Origin of the sequence: Flavobacterium sp. LS1R10 (genome assembly GCF_003968825.1) — a bacterium.
In the GTDB taxonomy this organism is placed as follows: domain Bacteria; phylum Bacteroidota; class Bacteroidia; order Flavobacteriales; family Flavobacteriaceae; genus Flavobacterium.
The window spans coordinates 72,433-91,498 of the sequence record NZ_RYDH01000007.1; the positions used below are offsets into that span (position 1 = coordinate 72,433).

Annotated in this window: 17 protein-coding genes; 13 read left to right on the forward strand and 4 right to left on the reverse strand. The window is 36.1% G+C overall.

Translation table 11 applies throughout. The annotated features are described in order from the left end of the window. Positions 1-95: 95 nt before the first annotated feature. The 10 genes from EKL96_RS12240 to argH all read left to right on the forward strand — a co-directional run bounded on the left by EKL96_RS12240 (position 96) and on the right by argH (position 10,874). A complete protein-coding gene (locus EKL96_RS12240) occupies positions 96-713 on the forward strand; it encodes a GNAT family N-acetyltransferase (RefSeq protein WP_126462824.1) in 618 nt (205 codons plus the stop codon). A gap of 132 nt (positions 714-845) precedes the next feature. Further along, positions 846-2,039 (forward strand): argininosuccinate synthase, encoded by a 1,194-nt coding sequence (locus tag EKL96_RS12245; RefSeq protein WP_126462827.1) that lies wholly within the window; start codon positions 846-848, stop codon positions 2,037-2,039. Between the two features lie 223 nt (positions 2,040-2,262). Then, a complete protein-coding gene (gene argC / locus EKL96_RS12250) occupies positions 2,263-3,240 on the forward strand; it encodes an N-acetyl-gamma-glutamyl-phosphate reductase (protein ID WP_126462830.1) in 978 nt (325 codons plus the stop codon). Between the two features lie 119 nt (positions 3,241-3,359). After that, the gene (locus EKL96_RS12255; RefSeq protein ID WP_126462833.1) at positions 3,360-4,499 is read left to right on the forward strand and encodes an aspartate aminotransferase family protein; all 1,140 of its coding nucleotides are present in this window, start codon (positions 3,360-3,362) and stop codon (positions 4,497-4,499) included. Between the two features lie 2 nt (positions 4,500-4,501). Next, entirely contained in the window at positions 4,502-5,698 is a 1,197-nt protein-coding gene (locus EKL96_RS12260) for a glutamate-5-semialdehyde dehydrogenase (RefSeq protein WP_126462836.1), read from the forward strand. Positions 5,699-5,743: 45 nt separating this feature from the next. Beyond that, entirely contained in the window at positions 5,744-6,505 is a 762-nt protein-coding gene (gene proB / locus EKL96_RS12265; protein ID WP_126452366.1) for a glutamate 5-kinase, read from the forward strand. A gap of 95 nt (positions 6,506-6,600) precedes the next feature. Beyond that, a complete protein-coding gene (locus EKL96_RS12270; RefSeq protein ID WP_126462840.1) occupies positions 6,601-7,548 on the forward strand; it encodes an N-acetylornithine carbamoyltransferase in 948 nt (315 codons plus the stop codon). Between the two features lie 25 nt (positions 7,549-7,573). After that, positions 7,574-8,377, forward strand: a complete 804-nt coding sequence (gene argB / locus EKL96_RS12275; protein ID WP_126462843.1) for an acetylglutamate kinase — start codon at positions 7,574-7,576, stop codon at positions 8,375-8,377. A gap of 87 nt (positions 8,378-8,464) precedes the next feature. Next, positions 8,465-9,532 (forward strand): M20 family metallo-hydrolase, encoded by a 1,068-nt coding sequence (locus EKL96_RS12280; protein ID WP_126462847.1) that lies wholly within the window; start codon positions 8,465-8,467, stop codon positions 9,530-9,532. 61 nt (positions 9,533-9,593) lie between these two features. Continuing rightward, positions 9,594-10,874 carry an argininosuccinate lyase gene (gene argH, locus EKL96_RS12285; protein ID WP_126462850.1) on the forward strand — a complete coding sequence of 427 codons (1,281 nt, stop codon included), beginning with the start codon at positions 9,594-9,596 and terminating at the stop codon, positions 10,872-10,874. A gap of 104 nt (positions 10,875-10,978) precedes the next feature. Here argH and ytxJ read toward each other — a convergent pair whose 3' ends face one another. Next, entirely contained in the window at positions 10,979-11,368 is a 390-nt protein-coding gene (ytxJ, locus tag EKL96_RS12290) for a bacillithiol system redox-active protein YtxJ (protein ID WP_126462853.1), read from the reverse strand. 143 nt (positions 11,369-11,511) lie between these two features. On the opposite strand from ytxJ, the gene clpB reads away from it, so the two are divergent. Then, positions 11,512-14,106 carry an ATP-dependent chaperone ClpB gene (clpB, locus tag EKL96_RS12295; RefSeq protein ID WP_126462857.1) on the forward strand — a complete coding sequence of 865 codons (2,595 nt, stop codon included), beginning with the start codon at positions 11,512-11,514 and terminating at the stop codon, positions 14,104-14,106. 155 nt (positions 14,107-14,261) lie between these two features. On the opposite strand, the gene EKL96_RS12300 is transcribed toward clpB, so the two are convergent. Beyond that, on the reverse strand, positions 14,262-14,729 hold the full coding sequence (locus EKL96_RS12300) for an OsmC family protein (protein ID WP_126462860.1): 468 nt from the start codon (positions 14,727-14,729) through the stop codon (positions 14,262-14,264). Between the two features lie 199 nt (positions 14,730-14,928). Between EKL96_RS12300 and EKL96_RS12305 the strand changes: the two genes are divergently transcribed. Beyond that, positions 14,929-15,798, forward strand: a complete 870-nt coding sequence (locus tag EKL96_RS12305; protein WP_126462863.1) for a DUF808 domain-containing protein — start codon at positions 14,929-14,931, stop codon at positions 15,796-15,798. Between the two features lie 133 nt (positions 15,799-15,931). Here the strand turns inward: EKL96_RS12305 and EKL96_RS12310 are convergent, their stop codons facing one another. Beyond that, positions 15,932-16,213 carry a hypothetical protein gene (locus EKL96_RS12310; protein ID WP_126452385.1) on the reverse strand — a complete coding sequence of 94 codons (282 nt, stop codon included), beginning with the start codon at positions 16,211-16,213 and terminating at the stop codon, positions 15,932-15,934. Between the two features lie 325 nt (positions 16,214-16,538). Between EKL96_RS12310 and EKL96_RS12315 the strand changes: the two genes are divergently transcribed. After that, on the forward strand, positions 16,539-17,426 hold the full coding sequence (locus EKL96_RS12315; RefSeq protein WP_126462866.1) for a carbon-nitrogen hydrolase: 888 nt from the start codon (positions 16,539-16,541) through the stop codon (positions 17,424-17,426). Between the two features lie 74 nt (positions 17,427-17,500). Here EKL96_RS12315 and EKL96_RS12320 read toward each other — a convergent pair whose 3' ends face one another. Further along, positions 17,501-19,027 carry a choice-of-anchor I family protein gene (locus EKL96_RS12320; protein ID WP_126462869.1) on the reverse strand — a complete coding sequence of 509 codons (1,527 nt, stop codon included), beginning with the start codon at positions 19,025-19,027 and terminating at the stop codon, positions 17,501-17,503. Positions 19,028-19,066: the final 39 nt, after the last annotated feature.

The following is a 19,066-nucleotide window of genomic DNA, read 5'->3' on the forward strand; positions in this document are numbered from 1 at the left end:
CCTGACCCGTTTTGAAAAAACAATAGATTTTAGAAAAAATGCACTTCAAAAAAGACCCCTAAATCATTTTATAACTCAAAAATCCAGCTTTTGACATGAACATTTCTATCATAACAACTCAGGAAGAACATTATAAATATTCGCAGGAAATATGCGAAACCATAGAATTATCCGCACTATTGAGAGGTACGGGAATTGCTAAAAGAACTCCTGAATACATCCAGAAAAAAATGGAAAACAAAGACGCCATTATCGCATTAGACAACGGGAAATTTGCCGGTTTTTGCTATATCGAAAGTTGGCAACACGGAAAATTTGTAGCACATTCCGGGTTGATTGTACATCCGGATTACAGAAATCTAGGCTTAGCAAAAAAAATTAAATCATTTGTTTTTGACTATTCGTTAAAAAAATATCCAGAGGCTAAAGTTTTTGGAATCACCACTGGTTTAGCGGTAATGAAAATCAATTCCGATTTGGGGTATAAACCTGTTCCTTTTTCAGAATTGACGAGCGATCAAAGTTTTTGGAAAGGATGTCAAACCTGTACCAATTATGAAATTCTAAAAAGTAAAGACAACAAAATGTGTTTATGCACCGGAATGCTTTATGACCCAAAAGAAAAGCCTAAAGATCCGCCTAAGCACCCCTTTAATGTCAAAATATCAAACCGATTAAAATCAATTAAAGAAGCGCTTTTCTTAAAAAAATAACCCCCTCCCCAGCCCTCCCCGAAGGGGAGGGAGCCAAAGAGAAAAATAAAATAATCATAACAAAAAATTCCCCTTTGCCAGTTTCGGCTCCCCCTCCTTCGGAGGGGCTGGGGGGAAGAAAAAACAATAATTATGAAAAAAGTTGTATTAGCTTATAGCGGAGGATTAGATACCTCATATTGCCTAAAATATTTAAAAAACGAAAAAGGATATGAAGTTCATACCGTTCTTATAAATACAGGCGGATTTGATGATGCCGAACTAGCCGCTATTGAAGCAAGAGCTTACGAATTAGGAAGTGCGCAGCATACAAATCTTACCATCGTTGATAAATATTATGACAAAGCCATTAAATATTTGATTTATGGAAATGTATTAAAAAATAATACCTATCCATTATCAGTAAGTGCCGAACGTGTTTTTCAAGCTATCGAAGCGATTAAATATGCGAAATCTGTTGGTGCCGAAGCGATTGCTCACGGAAGCACTGGCGCAGGAAATGACCAAATTCGTTTTGATTTAATTTTCCAAACCATCGCTCCCGAAATTGAAATAATCACTCCTATTCGTGATTTAAAATTATCAAGACAGGAAGAAGTGGATTATTTATCTAAAAATGGAGTTCATTATTCTTGGGAAAAAGCACAATATTCCATCAATAAAGGATTGTGGGGAACCAGCGTAGGTGGTAAAGAAACATTGACCTCAAATCAAACTTTACCAAGTGAAGCGTACCCTTCTCAATTGCAAAAAACTGGAGAAGAAAAAGTGACTCTACAATTTGAAAAAGGACAACTAGTAGGCATCAACGGAACATTGGACACCCCAACAAAAAACATCGTTGCCTTAGAAAAACTGGCAAATGCATATGCTATAGGTAGAGACACGCACGTAGGCGACACCATTATTGGAATTAAAGGAAGAGTTGGTTTTGAAGCTGCTGCACCTTTAATCATCATCAAAGCACACCATTTGTTAGAGAAACATACGCTAGGTAAATGGCAACAATACTGGAAAGAACAACTGGGAAACTGGTACGGAATGTTGTTTCATGAAGGACAATTCTTGGACCCTGTGATGAGAAACATCGAGGCTTTCCTTGAAGACACTCAAACGACTGTAAATGGAACGGTTATCGTTTCTCTAAAACCATATCACTTTACATTGGACGGAATTGAATCTGAAAATGACTTAATGAATACCACTTTTGGTCAATACGGTGAAATGAACAACGCTTGGACATCTGACGATGCCAAAGGATTTATCAAAATTCTGGGGAATGCCCAAAACATATTTTCATCTGTAAATAAACTGACCCATGATTAATTGAAATTCTGAATTAATCAACAAATATAAAATTTAACCACATAGAAACATAGAAAAAAGAACTTATACAGACCAATTCTTGGTTACACAAAGCTATATTTTACTCCAATAAGTGAAACGCTATATAAAATTAATAAAATCTATGTATCTATGTGGTTAAAAAATAATACAAATCGAATTACTCCAATAAGGATTAATTCTAGTACGTTTAAAAAATAAGATTATGATTAATATTGGAATAATTGGCGGTTCAGGTTACACAGCGGGGGAACTTATCAGAATATTGATGTTTCATCCCAATGCTACACTTGATTTTGTGTACAGCACGACAAACGCCGGAAAACCACTTTCGGTTGCGCATCATGATTTGATGGGCGATATCGAAATGAACTTTACCGATACTGTAAATCCAAATGTGAATGTAGTTTTTTTGTGCTTAGGACACGGTAAATCAAAATCGTTTTTAGAACAAAACCAATTTGCGAGTCATACCAAAATCATCGATTTAGGAAATGATTTCAGATTAACAAAAGACAAAGATTTCAACGGAAAATCTTTCGTTTACGGTTTGCCAGAATTAAACAAAGCGCACATCAAAAACGCTCAGTTTATTGCAAATCCAGGTTGTTTTGCGACAGCAATTCAATTAGCGTTATTACCATTGGCTAAAAACGAAATGCTTACGACTGATGTTCATATCAACGCCACTACCGGAAGCACGGGAGCTGGAGTTTCCCCTTCGGAAACAACACATTTCAGTTGGAGATCGAATAATATGTCGCATTATAAAGCTTTTGAACACCAACATTTAGGCGAAATAAACCAAAGTGTCAATCAATTGCAGGCGAATTATACCAGTGAATTGATTTTTGTTCCCAACAGAGGGGATTTTGCCAGAGGGATTTTCGCAACATTATACACAACAATCGAAGAAAATCTGGAAGATGTAGTGGCTAAATATGAGGCTTTTTACAAGGACCAGCCTTTCGTAACTATTACCACCACTGGAATCAACATGAAACAAGTGGTTCAAACGAATAAATGTATTATTAGTTTAATGAAAAAAGGAAACCGGTTATTGATAACATCAATAATTGATAACTTAACAAAAGGAGCCTCAGGTCAAGCCGTACAAAACATGAATCTACTATTTGGACTGGATGAAACCACAGGATTACATTTGAAACCAAGCGGATTTTAATCCCCTCCCCAACCCTCCCCTTCGGGGAGGGAGCCAATATGCAAAAAAAATAAAATAATCAAATTCTATCTCGTCACCCTCCCCTTCGGGGAGGACCGGGGTGGGTAAAAATATTTATTATGAACTTATTTGACGTTTACCCATTATACAATATCACACCTGTTAAAGCACTAGATTGTACTATTACAGATGAAAAAGGTGTGGAATATTTAGATTTATATGGCGGTCATGGTGTAATTTCCATTGGACACACCCAACCGGATTATGTTGCCTCACTAAAAAATCAATTGGATAATATTGGTTTTTATTCCAATGCGATTCAGAATCCATTGCAAGTAGAATTAGCTGAAAAATTAGGGAAACTTTCAGGATTGGAAGACTACGCTTTATTCTTGTGCAGTTCTGGAGCTGAAGCCAATGAAAACGCCTTGAAATTAGCCTCTTTTCACAACAATAAATCTCGTGTGATTACTTTTGATAATTCCTTTCATGGAAGAACTTCGGCGGCAGTTGCGGTAACAGATAACAAAAAAATTATTGCTCCAATCAATGCGCAGCAAATCGTTACTTTTTTGCCACTGAATAACATCGAGTTGGTAGAAAACGAACTAAAAAAAGGAGATGTTTCTTCTGTTATAATTGAAGGAATTCAAGGAGTTGGCGGTTTAGACCAAGGTACAACTGAATTTTTCCAGGCTTTAGAAAAAATATGTGCAGCATACGATGCCGTTTTAATTTTGGATGAAGTGCAATCAGGATACGGAAGAAGCGGAAAGTTTTTTGCACACCAACATCATGAAATCAAACCAGATATTATTTGTCTAGCGAAAGGAATGGGTAACGGATTTCCTATTGGCGGAATCTTGATTTCTCCAAAATTCACAGCGAGTTATGGATTATTGGGAACTACTTTCGGTGGAAACCATTTGGCTTGCGCCGCTGGAATTGCTGTTTTGGATGTGATTGAAAGCCAAAAATTAATGGATAACGTAAATGACGTTTACGCCTATTTTTTAGAAGCAATTAAACAAGTGCCTGAAGTTATCCAAGTAAAAGGAAGGGGATTAATGCTAGGAGTAGAATTTGATTTTGACGTAAGTGCACTTCGTAAAAAAATGATTATGGACAAGCATATTTTTACCGGAAATGCGAACAATAAAAACTTATTAAGAATCCTTCCTCCATTGACAATCAAGAAAGCAGCTATTGATACCTTTATAATAGCTTTAAAAGAAACGTTGAAAGAAATACAGTCTTAATTATGAATGCGTTACTACCAATAGAAAAACGAAATGCCGTTTTAAGCCATATGGCTGAACTTCTTGAACTAGAAAGAGCCAACCTTAAAACGGTGAATCTACAGGATATCAATAATTATTCTGGGGATGATTTGGCTATGGAAAAACGTTTACTCGTTGATGATGTCAAAATTGACGGTATGATTTTGTCCCTGCAACAATTAGCAAGTCAAGAAGATCCTATTGGCGTAGAGCGTTTTAATTTCGACCATGAAAACGGAATGAAAATCATTAATAAAACAGCGGCTTTTGGAACCATAATGATTATTTATGAATCCAGACCCGATGTTACTGTTGAAGCTGGCGGAATCGCTTTCAAATCCGGAAATAAAATTCTATTGAAAGGCGGAAAAGAATCTTTGCAATCCAACTTGAAAATTGTGGAATTATGGCATCAGGCTTTAATAACAAACAATGTATCAAAGGAATGGGTGGAATACTTGAATTACAATCGTGAAGAAACGCAGGCATTTTTAGAAAAACCCACACAAAAAGTGGACTTAATCGTTCCTCGTGGTGGCGAGAACTTAATCGCTTTTGTAAAAAAACACGCTACTTGTCCCGTAATAATTAGTGGTCGAGGTAATAATTTTGTGTATGTAAATAAAGAAGCCGATTTAAAAAAAGCGCTAGACATTATTATTAACGGAAAAACCTCTAACATATCTGTTTGCAATGCTTTAGATAAAGTTTTAATTGATACTAATCTTGAAAACTGGGAAGCTTTTGCAAAAAAAATAACTACCGAATTACAACAAAGAAACGTTACGATTTTGGGAGATGAAAGCATTTCCAGAGCAACAGCTGTTCCTCAGATTGAATCGGATTTAATTTGGTACGAAGAGTTTTTGGATTATAAAATTGTTATTGGAACAACCAATTCGGATCAGGAAGCGATTGACAAAATAAATAAATATTGTGGTGGACATTCCGCTTCGATAATCACAAAAAATGATGCAATTGCCCAGGAATTCATGGAAAATGTAGATACGGCAGCCGTATATCAAAACGCCTCTACCCGATTCACGGATGGAGGACAGTTTGGTTTAGGTGGCGAATTGGCGATAAGCACGGACAAATTACACCAACGTGGGCCAATCGGCTTGCAACATCTAGTTACTAATAAGTGGTATATTTACGGAAATGGACAAATCAGGTAAAAATTAGTAGAGACAAGTTGCGACTTGTCTAAACAAAAAATAAAAATGGCCAAAAAAAGAATTTTATTAAAGTTAGGAAGCAATACATTAACCAAAGAAACCAATCACATTTCGAGAGGAAAGATTGAAGATATTGGAATGCAAATAGCGGTTTTACAAGACGAGTACGAATTTATCATTGTGAGTTCGGGCGCGATTGCTGCGGCCAAACAATTTGTAAAACTGGACAACCACGACAAAGATGTTTTTGTAAAACAAGCACTAGCTTCGATTGGTCAGCCACATTTAATGCGGATTTATCATGAAAATTTCCGCGATTTAGGATTGCTGATTTCGCAATGTTTACTTTCTTATTCTGATTTTGAAAAAGAACAATCTAAAGTAAATATCGTAAACACCATCAATGTGTTAGTCAAAAATAATTACATCCCAATTATCAATGAAAATGATACCGTGGCAACGGATGAGATTCGGTTTGGTGATAATGATAAATTAGCTGCTCTAACAGCCGTTTTATTAAATGTTGACCTTCTGATTATCGCCACCAATACGAATGGGATTTATACCAAAGCATCCATCCATGATGCCGTTCCTGAAACCATTTCTTTGGTAACTGATTTAAAAGTATTGGAAAAAGAAATCGGCGATTCAAAATCCTCACACGGAACTGGCGGAATGCAGTCTAAAATTGAAGCATCGGCAATCGCCAAAGCCGCTACTATCGAAACCTGGATTGTAAATGGCTTGGAAGACAATTTTATTTTAAAAGCTTTAAAAAACGAAATACCATTTACTAAAATTGTATAAATGTTGATGCGGTTAATCGTTAATTCGGTTAATTTATTAAACACACGAGCAAAGCGAACTGACGAAGTAAATAACCGATTAAACAAATTAAGATAATGAACTACATATCCATACAAAACATAGATTCGCTCGACGAATGGGTGAAACAAGCCTTAAAAATCAAAAAAAAACCACTTAAAAATAAAAAACTGGGTAAGAACAAAACCTTAGGAATGTTGTTTTTTAATTCCAGTTTAAGAACACGTTTGAGTACACAAAAAGCAGCTTTAAATTTGGGAATGAACGTCATGGTAATGAATTTCACCAGCGAAGGTTGGACATTAGAATTTGAAGATGGAGCCATCATGAACTCCGGTGCTTCGGAACATATTAAAGAAGCGGCTGCAGTAGTTTCTCAATATTGCGATATAATTGCCATCAGGGCTTTTGCCGGATTGGTAGACAAAGAAAAAGACAATACCGAAACCGTTCTTATGGGTTTCTTAAAATATGCCACGGTACCGGTTGTCAATATGGAAAGTGCTACAGGACATCCATTACAATCACTAGCCGATGCAATAACTATGGCCGAACACAAAACAGAACATCGTCCAAAAGTAGTTTTGACTTGGGCACCTCATCCTAAAGCATTACCTCAAGCCGTACCCAATTCCTTTGTGCAAATGATGCAGTTACAAGATGCTGATTTTGTTATTACGCATCCTGAAGGGTACGAATTGAATCCAGAAATCACGAAAGACTCCAAGATTGAATACAACCAAGACAAAGCTTTCGAAAACGCCGATTTTATCTATGCCAAAAACTGGAGCAATTATAACGAGTATGGTCAGATTACAAATTCCGATCCAAATTGGACCGTAACGACCGACAAAATGAAACTGACAAACAACGCTAAATTTATGCACTGTTTGCCAGTAAGACGTAACGTAATTGTAACGGATGAAGTGATTGACAGTGAAAATTCAATTGTTATCGAACAAGCCAATAATAGAACCTATGCCGCGCAATTAGTGTTGCAGAAGATTTTAGAAAGTGGAAAATAGAGAAAAGATTTTTAAAATATTAAAAATGAGTCCAAAACCCAAAACCCAGAACCTAAAATCCCTTTCAATCATAAAAATTGGTGGAAACATCATTGATAACCCAACGGAATTGTCACAATTTTTATCCGATTTTTCTAAGATTGAAGGCTACAAAATACTCGTTCATGGCGGAGGAAAATCAGCTACCAAAATGGCCGAAAGCATTGGTTTAATTCCACAAATGATTGATGGAAGACGCATCACCGATGCCGCTATGCTTGATGTAGTTGTGATGATTTATGCAGGTCAAATCAACAAAAATATTGTTACCCAATTACAATCAAAATCAACCAATGCGATGGGGTTCTCTGGTGCTGATGGAAATTTAATTCAGTCAGATAAAAGAAACCACCCAACAATCAATTATGGTTTTGTAGGCGATGTAAAAAAAGTGAATACGGAATTGTTGGAAACATTGCTATCTACTGGAATAGTTCCTGTATTTTGCGCAATAACACACGATGGAAAAGGACAATTATTAAACACGAATGCCGATACCATTGCTAGCGAATTGGCAATTGCTTTATCAGAATTTTTTGATGTAACTTTAAATTATTGTTTCGAAAAACCCGGCGTTTTACATGATGCCGAAGATGATTCTTCCGTAATCGAGAACATCAATCAAGAGTTGTATTCTAAATTAAAAGTCGAAGGCGCCATACATTCTGGCATGATCCCTAAATTAGACAACTGTTTCAACAGTTTATCCAAGGGAGTTCAAAAAATAAAAATTGGTCATCACCGAATGTTGAAAGATTCAAAGGCAATTTGCACACGCATCAAATTATAAAAAAAGTTGAACACAAATTTCACAGATTTGCACAAAATTTTTTATTTCAATTAAAAAAAAATCTGTGAATCCGTGGCTAAAATAAGTATGAAAAATATAGAAATCCTTACACAAGCAGCCATTTCGCTATTAAAAGCACTGATTGAAACGCCTTCATTTTCAAGTGAAGAAGACCAAACTGCACTTTTAATCGAAAATTGGTTTACACAAAATAGTATTCCTTTCGAAAGAGAGAATAACAATATTTGGGCTTTCAATAAACATTTTGATACCACCAAACCTACGCTATTACTCAATTCGCACCACGATACTGTAAAACCAAACCAAGGTTATACTAATGATCCATTTGAAGCTATCGTAAAAGACGGCAAATTATTTGGACTGGGAAGCAATGATGCGGGAGGTTGTCTGGTTTCACTTTTAGCCACTTTTGTACATTTTTATTCGAATGAGAATCTGCCTTACAATATTGTGATGGTAGCTTCAGCCGAAGAAGAAAGCAGCGGGAAAAATGGATTAAACAGCGTATTGAAACATTTACCGAAACTTGAATGTGCGATTGTGGGAGAACCTACATTGATGCAATTGGCCGTAGCCGAAAAAGGATTATTGGTACTCGATGTCATCGTAAAAGGCACTGCAAGTCACGCTGCACACAACAATCCTGATAATCCTATTTACAATGCGATACCCGTTATCGAATGGTTTAACAGCTATCAATTCGAAAAAATATCGGAGGTTTTAGGTCCTGTAAAAATGACCGTAACACAAGTCACTGCAGGTAAACAACACAACGTAGTTCCCGCCGAATGTCATTTGGTTGTCGATATCAGAGTGAATGATCATTATAATAATCAAGAAATATTAGATATTGTAAAAAAACATTTGACTGCCGAAGTCAATCCACGTTCGATGCATTTAAATGCGTCATCAATTCCTGTTGCACACGAATTAGTACAAGCAGGAATAACATTGGGAAGAACCACGTATGGATCGCCTACCCTTTCGGATCAATCGGTTTTGAGTTGTCAATCCTTGAAATTAGGACCTGGTGAAACCCTGCGGTCACACTCGGCAGACGAATTTATATTTATAAACGAAATAGAAGAAGGAATTCAATTGTATATCAAAATACTAACTGATTTTTTTAAATAATAATAATAATAATCTGTAGGGACAAGTCGCGACTTGTCCCTACGAAAAAAAAATAAAAATCATGAAACTTTGGGAAAAAGGAAAACCAACAGATAAACAAATAGAACATTTCACCGTTGGTAACGACAGAGAACTGGATTTAGTGCTGGCAAAATACGATGCTTTAGGTTCTATAGCACATGCAAAAATGCTGCATCAAATCGGACTTTTGACAACTTCCGAAACGGAATCTTTAGTTCTAGCTTTAGAAGATATTGTCATTGATGCAGAAAAAGGGCATTTCGAAATCGAAGATAGTTTTGAAGACGTACATTCTAAAATCGAGTATCTATTAACGGTAAAATTAGGCGATGCCGGAAAAAAAATTCATACTGCTCGTTCTCGTAACGACCAAGTTTTGGTAGACGTTAATTTGTATCTAAAAGACGTGGTTAAAGAACTAAAGCAACAAGTAAAAAGTCTTTTTGATTTGCTAATGGAGTCGGCCGAAAAACATCAAAATATTTTATTGCCAGGATATACTCACCTTCAAATTGCGATGCCTTCTTCTTTTGGAATGTGGTTTTCTGCTTACGCCGAAACCTTAATTGATGATGTAACGATGCTGAATGCCGCTTTGAAAATTGTAGACCAAAATCCATTAGGTTCGGCCGCAGGTTACGGAAGTTCGTTTCCTATCGATAGAACATTTACGACTAAAGAATTAGGGTTTGAAACCTTAAAATTCAATTCTGTAGCGGCACAAATGAGCCGTGGAAAATCAGAAAAAACGGTTGCTTTTGCCATGAGTAGTGTAGCAGCTACTCTAGCTAAATTTTCTATGGATGTTTGTTTGTATATGAGTCAGAATTTTGATTTCATCACTTTGCCTGCCCATCTTACAACAGGCTCGAGTATCATGCCGCATAAGAAAAATCCGGATGTTTTTGAATTGATTCGTGGAAAATGCAACAAGATTCAAGCATTGCCATACGAAATTACTTTAATTACCAACAACCTTCCTAGTGGTTATCACAGAGATTTACAATTATTGAAAGAAGGTTTATTTCCAGCAATTCAAAACCTGAAAGCATGTTTAGATATCGCTATTTTTGCGATTAAAGACATTAAAGTGAAAGAACACATTTTAGACGATAAAAAATATGATTATTTGTTTACGGTAGATTCCTTAAACGAAATGGTTGTTGCAGGAATGCCTTTTAGAGATGCGTATAAAGCCGTTGCTGAGCAATTAGAAAATGGTACTTTCCAATCTCCAAAAGAAACCAAACATACACACGAAGGAAGCATCAACAACCTTTGTTTAGCAGAAATAAAAGAAAAAATGATGAACGCTTACTAATCATCTCATCGATTTGTCCACAAAATAAAACCGCAAATTCGCTAACTAATGGCTACATTAAATTAGTGAATTTGCGGTAAATTATTTAAAAACAATACTTTTTACTAGACTTTCGTCCCTAACTCCTCCGCATCAATATCGCTGTGCGAAACATTATAAATAGCTTTTCCGTCTTTAATTAAAATCAATTGTGGAGATTGATGGATTACGCCAAAACGATTTACAATTTCATTAGAAATATCGCGATGTGTTATTAAATCTAAAAAATAAGGTGTAACTTTATCTGAACTATTGAACTCATTTTCAAACTGTTTTAGCGCCATTCTACTTATACTGCATCGAGTACTGTGTTTGAAAATGGCTACCGGTTTTTCATTTGAAATAGCGATAATTTCATCCAGTTGTACCAAATCAGTTAATTCATTCCAGTTGATTTTGTTTTCTTTAAAATCCTTGTCGTCTGAACTACTAAAAATATTTTTGAAAAAACTCATAATTGTCTTTTTTTAAGACATTTTGACTTTAAAGTATGATACCAATCATAAATTTTCCGTCAATTTGTCTGTATTATTGTATTGGAATATATATTGAATATAGTTCGTAAAGTTAAGTAAAAGATACAAAACAATGTACCATCATGAATATAAATAAATTTACAATCAAATCCCAGGAAGCCATTCAGCTTTCTCAACAATTGGCACAAAGCTATGGGCAACAACAAATAGAAAATGAACATATTTTTAAAGCTATTTTTGAAGTCGACGAAAATGTGGCACCTTTTATTTTAAAAAAACTGAATGTAAATGTGCCCTTGTTTCTTCAAATATTAAACAGTACAATCCAGAGTTTTCCAAAAGTTTCTGGTGGCGAAATTATGCTTTCCAGAACTGCAAACACCACGTTGAACGAAGCTGAAATTATTGCAAAAAAAATGAATGATGAATTCGTTTCTGTGGAGCATTTAATTTTAGCAATTTTTGATTCTAAAAATAAAGTATCCCAAATATTAAAAGATCAAGGCGTTACCGAAAAAGGGCTAAAAGCTGCTATCGATGAATTGCGAAAAGGAGAACGGGTAACTTCGGCATCTGCTGAAGAAACCTATAATTCCTTAAATAAATATGCCAAAAATCTTAATGAATTAGCTAGAGCAGGGAAACTCGATCCAGTAATTGGTCGTGACGAGGAAATACGCAGGGTATTACAAATTCTAACCCGAAGAACTAAAAACAACCCAATGCTTGTGGGAGAACCAGGAGTGGGAAAAACCGCCATTGCTGAAGGATTGGCACACCGAATTGTAGATGGAGATGTTCCAGATAATTTGAAAGATAAAATCGTTTATTCGCTTGATATGGGAGCTTTGATTGCTGGCGCCAAATACAAAGGAGAATTTGAAGAACGATTAAAATCCGTGGTGAAAGAAGTGACTTCTGCCGAAGGCGATATAGTTTTATTCATTGACGAAATCCATACCCTTGTGGGAGCCGGTGGTGGCGAAGGCGCTATGGATGCGGCTAATATTCTGAAACCGGCTTTGGCTCGTGGAGAACTTCGTGCCATTGGAGCCACAACATTGGACGAATATCAAAAATATTTTGAAAAAGACAAAGCACTCGAAAGACGTTTCCAAAAAATTGTGGTCGAAGAACCGGATACCGAAAGTGCTATTTCTATTTTGCGCGGAATTAAAGAAAAATACGAAACGCATCATAAAGTCCAAATCAAAGACGATGCTATTATTGCCGCTGTCGAACTATCGCAACGGTATATTACCAACCGTTTTCTTCCAGATAAAGCTATTGATTTAATGGATGAAGCCGCTTCAAAACTGCGTATGGAAATCAATTCGAAACCCGAAGAACTGGATGTTTTGGATCGAAAAATCATGCAATTGGAAATTGAAATTGAAGCCATTAAACGAGAAAAAGACGAAAGCAAACTTAAAATTTTGGGAATGGATTTGGCCAATCTCAAAGAAGATCGCAACGAAATCTACGCCAAATGGAAATCAGAGAAAGACGTTGTCGATAATATTCAAGCCGTAAAAACGGAGATTGAAGACTTTAAATACGAAGCTGAACGTGCAGAACGTGAAGGCGATTATGGAAAAGTAGCTGAAATTCGGTATGGTAAAATCAAGGAAGCACAAGAACGTTTAGCCATTTTACTCAAGGAATTACAAGAAAACCAATCCGGAACTTCGTTGATAAAAGAAGAAGTCACTCGTGAGGACATTGCCGAAGTAGTGGCTAAATGGACCGGAATTCCAGTAATGAAAATGCTTCAAGGCGAACGAGAAAAACTACTGAAACTGGAAGATGAATTGCATCACAGAGTCGTAGGACAGGAAGAAGCCATTGAAGCCGTAAGTGATGCCGTGCGCAGAAGCCGTGCCGGATTGCAGGACATGAAAAAACCGGTGGGAACCTTTCTTTTCCTTGGAACTACGGGAGTTGGTAAAACCGAATTGGCGAAAGCCTTGGCCGAATACCTGTTCGACGATGAAAATGCGATGACCCGTATTGACATGAGTGAATATCAAGAACGCCACAGCGTAAGTCGTTTGATGGGTGCGCCTCCGGGATATGTAGGTTATGATGAAGGCGGACAATTGACCGAAGCCGTACGTAGAAAACCGTATTCTGTGATTTTGTTGGATGAGATTGAAAAAGCCCATCCGGACACGTTTAATATCTTGCTACAAGTCTTGGATGAAGGACGTTTGACAGATAACAAAGGGCGTTTAGCCGATTTTAAAAACACGATTATCATCATGACTTCAAACATGGGAAGCCAGATTATTCAGGAGAAATTCGAAAATCTAAAAGGAAGTGTGGAAGCGGCAACAGAATTGGCCAAGATAGAAGTTCTAGGGTTGCTAAAACAAACGGTGCGTCCTGAATTTATCAATCGTATTGATGAAATCGTAATGTTCACGCCATTGACTACTAAAAATATAGCTCAAATTGTAGGTTTACAACTAAAAAGCGTAAGCAAAATGTTGGCACAACAAGGCATCACGATGGACGCGACTCCGGAAGCTATTGCCTACTTATCAGAGAAAGGATACGATCCACAATTTGGAGCCAGACCCGTGAAAAGAGTGATTCAAAGAGACGTGCTCAATGAATTATCCAAAGAAATTCTATCCGGAAAAATAACAACCGACAGCATTGTGTTGATAGATGCTTTTGATGGAAAACTGGTTTTTAGAAATCAAAGTGAGTGAGTTTCTCAAGTTTCTAGAAACATTTAAACTTATGAAAACACTGGTCGAAAGGCTAGTGTTTTTTTATACTTTACAGTTTTTTTGAAGTAAACCAGCTGATTTGCTTGCCATTTTATAATTAAAATCCACAAAAAAGTAAAAACGACATTCCAACTTTAATTTATACCTGCAACTTCACAAGTTGGAAAGTGTACAATTGGAAAATTACACGAATTGGCTATAAAACAGAGTTTGTTTGCTTTTTTATGCAAGCTAAGTGCCTCTTCTACTTTTTCTTTGTTAGTAATACGAACTTTTGGATTCAGTTTAATCACAATAAAGCGCCCGCTACCGTCGTCCGAAATTTCCAGAGTTGCCTCTGCCTCGTCCGTATAGGTTATCACGTCGATACCATTTTGTTTACAAACATACAAGTAAGACATCATGTGACAGGATACCACGCTACTCAATAACAGGTCTTCAGGATTGTACAAAGCAGGATCTCCTTTGAAAGCTTTAGCAGCCGAAACATTTAAAACAGTCTTACCATCAATAGTTATGGTATGACTTTTAGTATACGTCGCCGCTTCCTTCTTGGAAAAAAGCCAATCTAATTTAGCTTTAAATACATGTTTAAATTGCATACTTATTTTTATTTCAAATGTAATTAAAAACAGTATCGCTACTACAGAAAGATTTTGGGTGAATATTAACTAAAAATTTACCTGTTTTATAAATAGAGTAAATCAAAAAGTAGTAGCTTCGCATCACTAAACAATCAATATGCGTAGATTAGATTTGGGTACAACAATACCAAAATCCGCGCTGTAAAAAACAATCAAAATGGCATCAGGTTTTTTCGCACTATTAGATGATATCGCAGCAATCATGGATGATGTTGCAGTAATGAGTAAAATTGCAGCCAAAAAAACGGCTGGTATTTTAGGTGATGATTTAGCCGTAAATGCCGAGAAAGCTTCCGGATTTATTTCGTCAAGAGAACTCCCCGTATTATGGGCAATTACAAAAGGTTCTTTCCTAAATAAAGTAATCATTTTACCCATCGCCTTTCTACTGAGTGCATTTTTACCGGTAGCTGTTATCATAATTTTAGTACTTGGCGGACTTTATTTAGCTTACGAAGGCGCCGAAAAAATATACGAATACTTCTTCCCCCACGAACATGCAAAACACGAAATTTTAATGGAACTGTTGACCGAGGAACAAATTTTAGCTTTCGAAAAAGAAAAAATCAAATCAGCTATAGTAACCGATTTTATTTTATCAGTAGAAATCGTAATTATTGCATTGGGAACTGTAATTGGCAAACCCATTTCATCACAAATAATGGTAGTTTCTATCATTGCAATCATAGCAACCGTTGGTGTTTACGGCATTGTGGCCCTAATTATCCGAATGGATGAAGCAGGTTTAAAACTGATGCAACTGAGTTCCAAAGAGAAAAGTTTTTCAAAAACGTTAGGAAATATTCTGGTACAAGCCTTGCCAAAAGTCATCAAAAGTTTATCCGTAATAGGTACAATCGCTTTATTATTAGTGGCTGGCGGCATATTTGTACATGAAATTCCGTTCCTGCACGACATACTACCACAAATACCGTCCATAATAACTGAATTTATAATCGGCCTTGTATTTGGTGCTATTGTCTTGGGAATTGTAACCCTGTTTAAAAAGATAATTGGCAAAAAGTAAAGACACTTTAGTCTCACTCATGAATATCAACAAAAACTGACTACTATAAATTTGTAACGGCAAGAGCAGAACACTTGCTTGCACAGAAAGTGATCTAAAGAACTGCACCAAAGAATTAAAGAATACCAATATACTAAAACAACTTATATATTCTGTGAATTGGAATCATCACACCTTGCTTTAAGATCACATTTTTGTCTGTAACACCCCAAACCGTTGTGTCAACTATTTTTTTTGATTCGTTATCCTCAAAGTAAATTTTAATTTTTGAATGTTCTAAATTACCCAATGCTAAAGCCCTGTTGATCTCACTTATTCTAGTTTTTATTTCGTCAACATCGTTAAGGACGTCTGTTTGTGGAAATTTAAGAAGAGTTATGTCTTCTTTATCGATGATTTTGAATTCTTCTTTCATAATTGTAAAAATTTAATAAATACTAAATTACAGTATTTTGGTAAAGTAAAAACTTGACCCCTTTTATTTGCTGTAATACTACCTACAAAAATAAAACCTCCTTGTTTTGTTAGTGCCAATTTTATATTAATTTTTCTATGGCTCAAAATCCGGATGTTTAAAGTAAATGTTCTCTATATCCATGTACAAATTCTTTAAAAGTAAGTGTAAATCTAAAAAAACCAATAAATATGAACAACGACTAATTAAAATCCTAAAAAAACACATTATCTCTATTTTCTACTCTTTATAAAATTCACTATTTTTGCAGTCTAAAATTTTAGTCATGCCAAACAAGAAATACAAAATAGCAGTCATCCAATTAAACCTTAATGATATTGCCGAAAACAATCTAAAAAAATGTTTAAGTTGGGTTCGTGATGCAGCAAATCAAGGTGCCGAAGTTATTTCGTTGCCGGAATTATATAGCAGTCATTATTTTTGTCAAAGTGAAGATGTAGATAACTTTGCTTTAGCAGAACCTTTGTATAGTACTTCTTTTATCGCTTTTAGTGCTTTGGCAAAAGAATTAGGAGTGGTAATTATTGTTCCTTTCTTCGAAAAAAGAATGGCAGGAATATACCACAATAGCGCCTACATTATTGATACTGATGGTTCCGAAGCAGGATTATACCGCAAAATGCACATTCCGGACGATCCTCATTTTTATGAAAAATTCTATTTCACCCCCGGTGATTTGGGCTTTAAAACGATTCCAACTAAAAAAGGAAAAGTTGGAACGCTGATTTGTTGGGATCAATGGTATCCGGAAGCAGCTCGTTTGACGGCTCTACAAGGTGCTGAAGTATTGTTTTACCCAACCGCAATTGGATGGCATCCACAAGAAAAAGAACAATACGGTGAAAACCAACATGGCGCCTGGATGAGTGTAATGAAAGGACATGCGGTTGCGAATGGCGTTTATGTTGCCGCAGCAAACCGAATTGGTTTAGAGCAATACTTGCCTGATACGGCGGGAATTCAGTTTTGGGGATCTTCATTTATTGCGGGACCACAAGGCGAAATTTTGGCGCAAGCCTCACACGACAAAGAAGAAATCCTGATTGCTGAAGTAGATTTAGACTTACAGGAAAATGTGCGTCAGAACTGGCCATTTTTCAGAGACAGAAGAATTGATGCTTTTGGTGATATTACAAAAAGAGCCATCGACTAAATCGTCATTATATAATTAAAAAATCCCTGCTAAGAAATTATTCTAAGCAGGGATTTTATTTAAAACTTCTACTTTTAATTTAAATCTGGTTGAAATATTTTAACGGTACCGTCACCTTCACTGCTCACCACTACTAAACTTCTTTTGGTTGGACTTTTCGAAGCTGGAATAAAAAGTAACCCTTCTGGTGCATCACCTGTTTTTAAAATCTGTAAAAATTTTGGAGTTGCTGGAATAGTGACATCATACACCATAAGAGCATCTGCTCTTTCCAATCCAACGAAAAGAATAGTTTTTTGTCCCATTTTAGCAACAACAACTGATTCTGGTTCTACTGATTTATCATCACTTCGATTGTCATCATAGACACCAAATTCTTGCGCTTTCTTGTCTAATTCATTTTTACTATCATAAACCATTTCTCCTGTGTTTCCATTCCAAATAGAGAACGAACGGGCTCCAAAAGAAACTAATTCATCAAAATCACCATCGCCATCCGTATCACCCATTTTGGTATTGATATTCAATCTTCCCATACTTGCCTCAGCTTTTAAAGCCGCCGCATTAGGAAACGCTAATGGATCCAAAACAACCGAAGAGCTGCTAATTCTTTTTACATCAACAAAAGCACTATATTCTCTAGCATCTCCTTCATTTGCAGTAACAAAATAAGGAATATTATTTATTTCAAAATTACTAATTGCATCGGGTTGAAACAGTCCTTTAACTTTCCATGTATTAGCCAAAACACCTCCATCTTTATCACTAATATCAATAGCATTTTCGGCAAGATTGTAGTCTTTAAAACCTAAAGGAAAAATAGTAGTGATCGTTTTGGTTGCCAAATCAATTTTAGCTACTCCGTTATTTTCCTGTAAAGTCACCCAAGCCGTTTTTGAATCAGCAGAAATCGTGATGTATTCCGGTTCAATATCTGAGGCAAAATTATTAGTTGGACTTGCAATTCTGAATCCTTTGGTTTTCAATATACTCAATTGATTGCTAAAACTTCCGAAATTTAAAGTCGTCACTGCATAATTATTATTGACTGCGATAATCGAAACAGAACCGTCGGGATCTATAGAATACGTATCATTTGGCTCACCTTCATTGGCAGTCATGATATAATTTCCGTCAGGAGAGAAAGTAATCATATCCGGTAAAGCACCAACCGTAATTTCTTTGATGACACTGTACTTAGCCGTATCAAAAACGACCACCTTTCCTGCATCTTGCTTATTTGGTTTTGCTTCTAATGCAACCGCTAATTTGCCATTAAAAGTTGCAACGCTATTTGAAGTTCCATTAAACGGCGTTAAATCGATACTTGCTACAAAAACCGGACTTGATGGATTAGATAAGTCGATAACATCAATTCTATTCGTATTACTGTTGTTTACGGTAAATAACTTTTTAGAAACCTCATCATACGCACTTATTTCAGCAGCTCCGGCACCACCAATCACAATTGAACCAATTTCTTTGAAAGTGGCAGCGTTTTCATTGATAACCAACTCAGGAGATCCCTCTTTATCAGAATCCTTTTCGCAACTTGACAATACCATAATTGCCGCTAATAGTGTAATACCATATTTCTTCATAAGTGTATTTTTAATTTTTATCAAAAATAACTAGCTGAA

Excerpts from the sequence above, each read along its gene's own strand:
- EKL96_RS12240 (WP_126462824.1), top strand. The coding sequence starts at position 96 with ATGAACATTTCTATCATAACAACTCAGGAAGAACATTATAAATATTCG.
- EKL96_RS12245 (WP_126462827.1), top strand. The coding sequence starts at position 846 with ATGAAAAAAGTTGTATTAGCTTATAGCGGAGGATTAGATACCTCATAT.
- argC (WP_126462830.1), top strand. The coding sequence starts at position 2,263 with ATGATTAATATTGGAATAATTGGCGGTTCAGGTTACACAGCGGGGGAA.
- EKL96_RS12255 (WP_126462833.1), top strand. The coding sequence starts at position 3,360 with ATGAACTTATTTGACGTTTACCCATTATACAATATCACACCTGTTAAA.
- EKL96_RS12260 (WP_126462836.1), top strand. The coding sequence starts at position 4,502 with ATGAATGCGTTACTACCAATAGAAAAACGAAATGCCGTTTTAAGCCAT.
- proB (WP_126452366.1), top strand. The coding sequence starts at position 5,744 with ATGGCCAAAAAAAGAATTTTATTAAAGTTAGGAAGCAATACATTAACC.
- EKL96_RS12270 (WP_126462840.1), top strand. The coding sequence starts at position 6,601 with ATGAACTACATATCCATACAAAACATAGATTCGCTCGACGAATGGGTG.
- argB (WP_126462843.1), top strand. The coding sequence starts at position 7,574 with ATGAGTCCAAAACCCAAAACCCAGAACCTAAAATCCCTTTCAATCATA.
- EKL96_RS12280 (WP_126462847.1), top strand. The coding sequence starts at position 8,465 with ATGAAAAATATAGAAATCCTTACACAAGCAGCCATTTCGCTATTAAAA.
- argH (WP_126462850.1), top strand. The coding sequence starts at position 9,594 with ATGAAACTTTGGGAAAAAGGAAAACCAACAGATAAACAAATAGAACAT.
- ytxJ (WP_126462853.1), bottom strand. The coding sequence starts at position 11,368 with ATGAGTTTTTTCAAAAATATTTTTAGTAGTTCAGACGACAAGGATTTT.
- clpB (WP_126462857.1), top strand. The coding sequence starts at position 11,512 with ATGAATATAAATAAATTTACAATCAAATCCCAGGAAGCCATTCAGCTT.
- EKL96_RS12300 (WP_126462860.1), bottom strand. The coding sequence starts at position 14,729 with ATGCAATTTAAACATGTATTTAAAGCTAAATTAGATTGGCTTTTTTCC.
- EKL96_RS12305 (WP_126462863.1), top strand. The coding sequence starts at position 14,929 with ATGGCATCAGGTTTTTTCGCACTATTAGATGATATCGCAGCAATCATG.
- EKL96_RS12310 (WP_126452385.1), bottom strand. The coding sequence starts at position 16,213 with ATGAAAGAAGAATTCAAAATCATCGATAAAGAAGACATAACTCTTCTT.
- EKL96_RS12315 (WP_126462866.1), top strand. The coding sequence starts at position 16,539 with ATGCCAAACAAGAAATACAAAATAGCAGTCATCCAATTAAACCTTAAT.
- EKL96_RS12320 (WP_126462869.1), bottom strand. The coding sequence starts at position 19,027 with ATGAAGAAATATGGTATTACACTATTAGCGGCAATTATGGTATTGTCA.